The 2,326-nt window shown below is 55.2% G+C and carries 3 protein-coding genes; 2 read left to right on the forward strand and 1 reads right to left on the reverse strand.

The window, feature by feature from the left end:
* Window positions 1-657 precede the first annotated feature (657 nt).
* Window positions 658-1,080 carry a type II toxin-antitoxin system VapC family toxin gene (locus ACIQWO_RS27440; RefSeq protein ID WP_402830858.1) on the forward strand — a complete coding sequence of 141 codons (423 nt, stop codon included), beginning with the start codon at window positions 658-660 and terminating at the stop codon, window positions 1,078-1,080.
* Between the two features lie 516 nt (window positions 1,081-1,596).
* The gene (locus tag ACIQWO_RS27445; protein ID WP_402830859.1) at window positions 1,597-2,055 is read left to right on the forward strand and encodes an MEKHLA domain-containing protein; all 459 of its coding nucleotides are present in this window, start codon (window positions 1,597-1,599) and stop codon (window positions 2,053-2,055) included.
* Window positions 2,056-2,168: 113 nt separating this feature from the next.
* Here ACIQWO_RS27445 and ACIQWO_RS27450 read toward each other — a convergent pair.
* Window positions 2,169-2,326, reverse strand: a 158-nt coding sequence (locus ACIQWO_RS27450; protein WP_402830861.1) for an integrase core domain-containing protein, incomplete at its 5' end; no start/stop codon positions are given.

The raw sequence follows: 2,326 nt of genomic DNA on the forward strand, positions 1-2,326 counted from the left end.
CATCCCCCCACACCCCCCCCCCACAACACAAAAAACAATAAAAACAACAAAAAACCCCCCCCCCAAAAACCCCCCGATACGAGAGCCGGTGGGGGGGGGGGGGGGGGGGGGGGGCCCCCCCCCCCCCCCCCCCCCCGACGCTAGACCATACATCGGGCCGTGGGGAACAGCGATTACCAAAATGCTATCGCAGGGAGGTCCCACAGCGTGGTACGCTGGCCCTAAAGTTTGGGGCTTTCGGCGTTGTTTCATTTTTTTAGCCATAGCTAGGGGCGCCAACGCTCAGGTGATGTTGCAGTGGGAATGCATCAGTAAATATTTAGTTCTACAGTTTGGGAGGGGCAGGTCAGCGGCACACGAAGTGCTCATTTCTGTAGGGAATATCGGCGTTTCTTAGGTATAAGCAATGGAGGGGGCAATGGAATTGGTGAAGATATTTAGGCATTGCGGTTCTCAGGCAGTCCGATTGCCCAGAGAATTTCGATTTAACACAGGGTGTGTGCGAATTCGACGACACGGTGCGGCGGTTATTCTTGAGCCGGCGCCAAATGATTGGTCATGGCTTGCCCCACTTATCGGTTCTATGGACGCAAGTTTTGAGTCAACGGTAGCGGCCTCTGTGGCCGACCAAACGCGACCAAGTTTGGATTTTTTTGAATGATTTACCTGCTAGATACCAATATAGTGATTGCGATGTTGAAGGGCGTTCCGGAAGTACTTTTCCGTTTGCGCGCACATTCGCCAAACGCTTTTGCTCTACCTTCGATCGTCACTCATGAATTATATTTTGGTGCCTATCGCGGCGCACAAGTTGAGGCGAATCTCGCCCGCGTACAGGGACTGCAGCTTCAGGTGATTCCGTTTGATGCGGAGGACGCTGAACATGCTGGAGAAATTCGTGCGGTAATGGCGAGAGCTGGTAGTCCCGTCGGGGCTTACGATGCATTGATCGCTGGGCAGGCACGAGCTCGGCAATTGGTGCTGATTACGCAAAACGCGAGAGTGTTTGCCCGAGTACCTGGTTTAACGGTCGAAGATTGGAAATCCGGTTTGCCAGAATCTGTTCGCGCGACTGTTTGATCAAAGCAATGATTGATGGAATGACGATTAGCCTGTTGTCAGTGGACTGCAGAAGCCGACGCCGGTGTGGCGATTAGTGAGCTGTGTTGACATCACGGCTTGTCCGCGTCCAGCTACTCGCCTGTGGCGAAGCAGCAAGTTTGGCCGAGATGAGCGTGCCTGACGCGAAGCACCTGAAAGAGCTGGGGGTAGAGAATGCCTGGCCGAAGAAACTTCTCGCCGAATTGCATGCGAGATCGCTGACTCACTGGTCGCGCGCGAGCTGAAACTCGTCGTGGGCGCGAACGTTTACGATCCGTTGGACCGATGGGCAAGGTGTCTTTCAACATCCTCGCTATGAACTGTGTTCGGCTTCCCGCCCAACTGTGTACCGAGCCCTTATTCGTCAAAACGTCGCAAGCACCAAATTGTCAACGGCATTTGCAGCAGCTGCGCACCCGGGTTGCCGGAAGGCATAATTTTCGGGCAGAAGCAGCCGCGTGTGTACTTCAGATCTCCGCCATCTAATCCCCCCAAATGATCCCACTCCACTGCGATCCATCGTTCTATCAGCTCCTTTCCGACAGCTACGCTCGACTACTTGGTCAGCCCTTGGTGTCGCAGGCGATGCCTGTCACCGAGGCTACCGGATGGCTCTATGAAAGTGCCCCGTTCGCGGTACTTGCGCACAACACCGATCCCGATCCGCTCTTTATTTACGGCAACAAGGCCGCGCAGCGGCGCTTTGGATATAGCTGGCATGAAATCACACAACTGCCTTCCAGGCTTTCAGCCGACGCCCCGAATCGCGAGGAGCGCCAGCAGCTCCTCGAACGTGTAAAGCGGTTAGGGTACGAGGCGGGTTATAAGGGCGTGCGTGTCACCAAGTCAGGCCAGCGCTTCATGATTGAGGAAGCTACGCTGTGGCAGCTCCTCGACGTGGACGGCAAACTGCACGGCCAAGCGGTTGTTATCTTGCGCACACACGACATCTGATCGCGCATATCACAAGCAGTGGTGGCTGCTTGAAATCAGTCGTTGCGGAGACGGCAGTACGAATGGCGGTTAGAGGTCGGGTGACCTAACGGATTTTTTCGTACCACTGGCGTCTAGAGATTCACGGCCCCGGTGGTTGAACTACGTTCGCTAGCCCGACGAAATTCGGCCGGGGTTTGGTACTGCAAACTCGAATGCGGCCGAACTTCGTTGTAATGAGTCCGCCAGTCTTCGATCACGACCTTCGCCTCGATTCTGTTCCGAAACCACT

Source organism: Pandoraea sp. NPDC090278, from assembly GCF_044772185.1.
Classification (GTDB): Bacteria; Pseudomonadota; Gammaproteobacteria; order Burkholderiales; family Burkholderiaceae; genus Pandoraea.

What these genes read in the sequence shown, in the direction of transcription:
- ACIQWO_RS27440 (WP_402830858.1), top strand. Translation starts at nt 658, where the DNA reads ATGATTTACCTGCTAGATACCAATATAGTGATTGCGATGTTGAAGGGC.
- ACIQWO_RS27445 (WP_402830859.1), top strand. Translation starts at nt 1,597, where the DNA reads ATGATCCCACTCCACTGCGATCCATCGTTCTATCAGCTCCTTTCCGAC.